At 67.0% G+C, this 2,102-nt stretch carries 3 protein-coding genes; all 3 read left to right on the top strand.

Annotation, left to right across the window (positions count from 1 at the left end):
* Nucleotides 1–810 (top strand): LysR family transcriptional regulator (locus HC022_RS24880; RefSeq protein ID WP_167454172.1); only part of this gene is annotated, 810 nt, incomplete at its 5' end.
* Between the two features lie 62 nt (nucleotides 811–872).
* Nucleotides 873–1,307 (top strand): CBS domain-containing protein, encoded by a 435-nt coding sequence (locus HC022_RS24875; RefSeq protein WP_008883887.1) that lies wholly within the window; start codon nucleotides 873–875, stop codon nucleotides 1,305–1,307.
* A 194-nt stretch (nucleotides 1,308–1,501) separates the two neighbouring features.
* Nucleotides 1,502–1,993 carry a pantetheine-phosphate adenylyltransferase gene (coaD, locus tag HC022_RS24870; protein ID WP_008884868.1) on the top strand — a complete coding sequence of 164 codons (492 nt, stop codon included), beginning with the start codon at nucleotides 1,502–1,504 and terminating at the stop codon, nucleotides 1,991–1,993.
* The last annotated feature ends 109 nt before the right edge of the window (nucleotides 1,994–2,102 follow it).

The following is a 2,102-nucleotide window of genomic DNA, read 5'->3' as shown; positions in this document are numbered from 1 at the left end:
GACCCGGCCACGGTGGGCCGCCGGGTGGCGCGGCTCGAGGAGACGCTCGGCCAGACGCTGTTTGCCAAGAGCCCGCAGGGCTACGCGCTGACCGAGGCGGGCACGCGGCTGCTGCGCCACGCCGAGGAGGCAGAGCAGGCGCTGGGGCTGGGCGCGCAGGCGGTGCGTGGCGCGGGCGAGGGCATGTCGGGGCAGATCCGCATCGGCGCGCCGGACGGCTGCGCCAACTTCCTGCTGCCGCAGGTCTGCGCCGAGATCGGGGCGCAGAATCCGGATCTCGAGATCCAGATCGTCGCCCTGCCGCGCATCGTGAACCTGTCGCGGCGCGAGGCGGACCTGGCGATCGGGGTCTCGGCGCCCACCGCCGGGCGGCTGGTCGTGCAGAAGCTCGCCGACTACAAGCTGCACCTCGCCGCCTCCGAGGACTACCTCGAGCGGCACCCGCCGATCCGCAGCCGTGCCGACCTGAAGGGGCACCGCATTGTCGGATACATCCCCGACATGATCTTCGACAAGGAACTCGACTACCTCGCCGATCTCGGGCTCGACCGGGTGGGGCTGGCGTCGAACTCGGTCTCGGTGCAGTTCCACTGGCTGCGGCAGGGCGCGGGGGTCGGAATCGTGCATGATTTCGCGCTGCCCGCAGCCTCTGGGCTGACCCGGATCCTGCCGGCGGAGGTCGAGCTGATCCGCAGTTTCTACCTCGTGCGCCACGCCGATGACCGCCGCGTCGGCAGGCTCAACACCTTTGCCGAGGCACTGGCACGGGGAATCCGGCGCGAGCTTGCGAGACTCGAAGGTCTGACTTGACAGATTGTCGCATGGGGCGGACGCTTTCTGCACGTGCATTTGAGCGATTGGAGGAGAGCGGTATGCAGGTTCAACAGATTCTCAAGGACAAGGCGGACGACGGCGTCGTCACCGTGACCCCGGATGCGACCGTCGCGGCGGCTGCAAAGGTCCTGGCCGAGCGCCGGATCGGGGGCGTGGTGGTTTCGGAGGACGGCCAGACGCCGCTTGGCATCCTGTCCGAGCGCGACATCGTGCGGGTTCTCGGCACCGACGGTCCCGACGTCCTGGCCTGGCGCGTCGATGCGCTGATGACCAGAGATCTCAAGACCTGCTCGCGCGACGACGACAGCAACGTGGTGCTCGCCCGGATGACCAAGGGCCGTTTCCGTCACCTGCCGGTGATCGAGGACGGCGTGATGGTCGGTATGATCTCGATCGGCGACGTGGTCGCGGCGCAGATCTCCGAGCTCTCGATGGAGAAGGAAGCCCTTCAGGGTATGATCATGGGATTCTGAGCGGCGCCCGCGCGCGGCTCGGGTCAGGCGGGCGCACTCTCCGCGCCTTGCGGACATGGCCGACTTTGCCCTCGAATGGGGCAACGAAAGGGCGACCGGCCACCGGTCGTCCTTATGTTCTTTTTGCATCGGGGGTTGCATTCATCAACGCAATATTGTTGCGTGCGGCAAAACGGTAGATGAGGGGCTTCCGTATGCGCATCGGCTTGTATCCCGGAACTTTCGACCCGATCACACTGGGTCATATCGACATCATCCGGCGCGCCGCCGCCCTGGTGGACCGTCTCGTGATCGGCGTCGCGATAAACCGCGACAAGGGCCCGCTCTTCCCGCTGGAAGATCGCGTGGCGATGATCGAGGCGGAATGTCGCGAGCTTTCGGAACAGACCGGCACCGAGATCGTGCCGCATCCCTTCGAGAACCTGCTGATCGACTGCGCCCATGACGTGGGCGCGCAGATCATCGTGCGCGGGCTGCGCGCGGTGGCGGATTTCGAGTACGAATTCCAGATGGTCGGGATGAACCGGGTGCTCGACGACAGCGTCGAGACGGTCTTCCTCATGGCCGAGGCCCGTCACCAGGCGATTGCATCGAAGCTGGTGAAGGAGATCGCCCGGCTGGGCGGCGACGTGAGCAATTTCGTCACGCCGCCGGTGCACGAGGCCCTCAAGGCACGCTTCGGCTGAGCGTGCCGGCCGCGGCTCAGCGGCCGTAGACGGCGCGGTGGGCCAGTTCGGCTTCCTTGCCCTGGATGTCGCAGTCGAGTCGGGTGCGCGGCGGCAGCGACATCAGGGT

Origin of the sequence: Salipiger sp. HF18, assembly GCF_011806505.1 — a bacterium.
In the GTDB taxonomy this organism is placed as follows: Bacteria; Pseudomonadota; Alphaproteobacteria; order Rhodobacterales; family Rhodobacteraceae; genus Salipiger; species Salipiger thiooxidans.
Note: the sequence above shows the minus strand (reverse complement) of the source record. Positions and strands in the feature narration are given on the sequence as shown.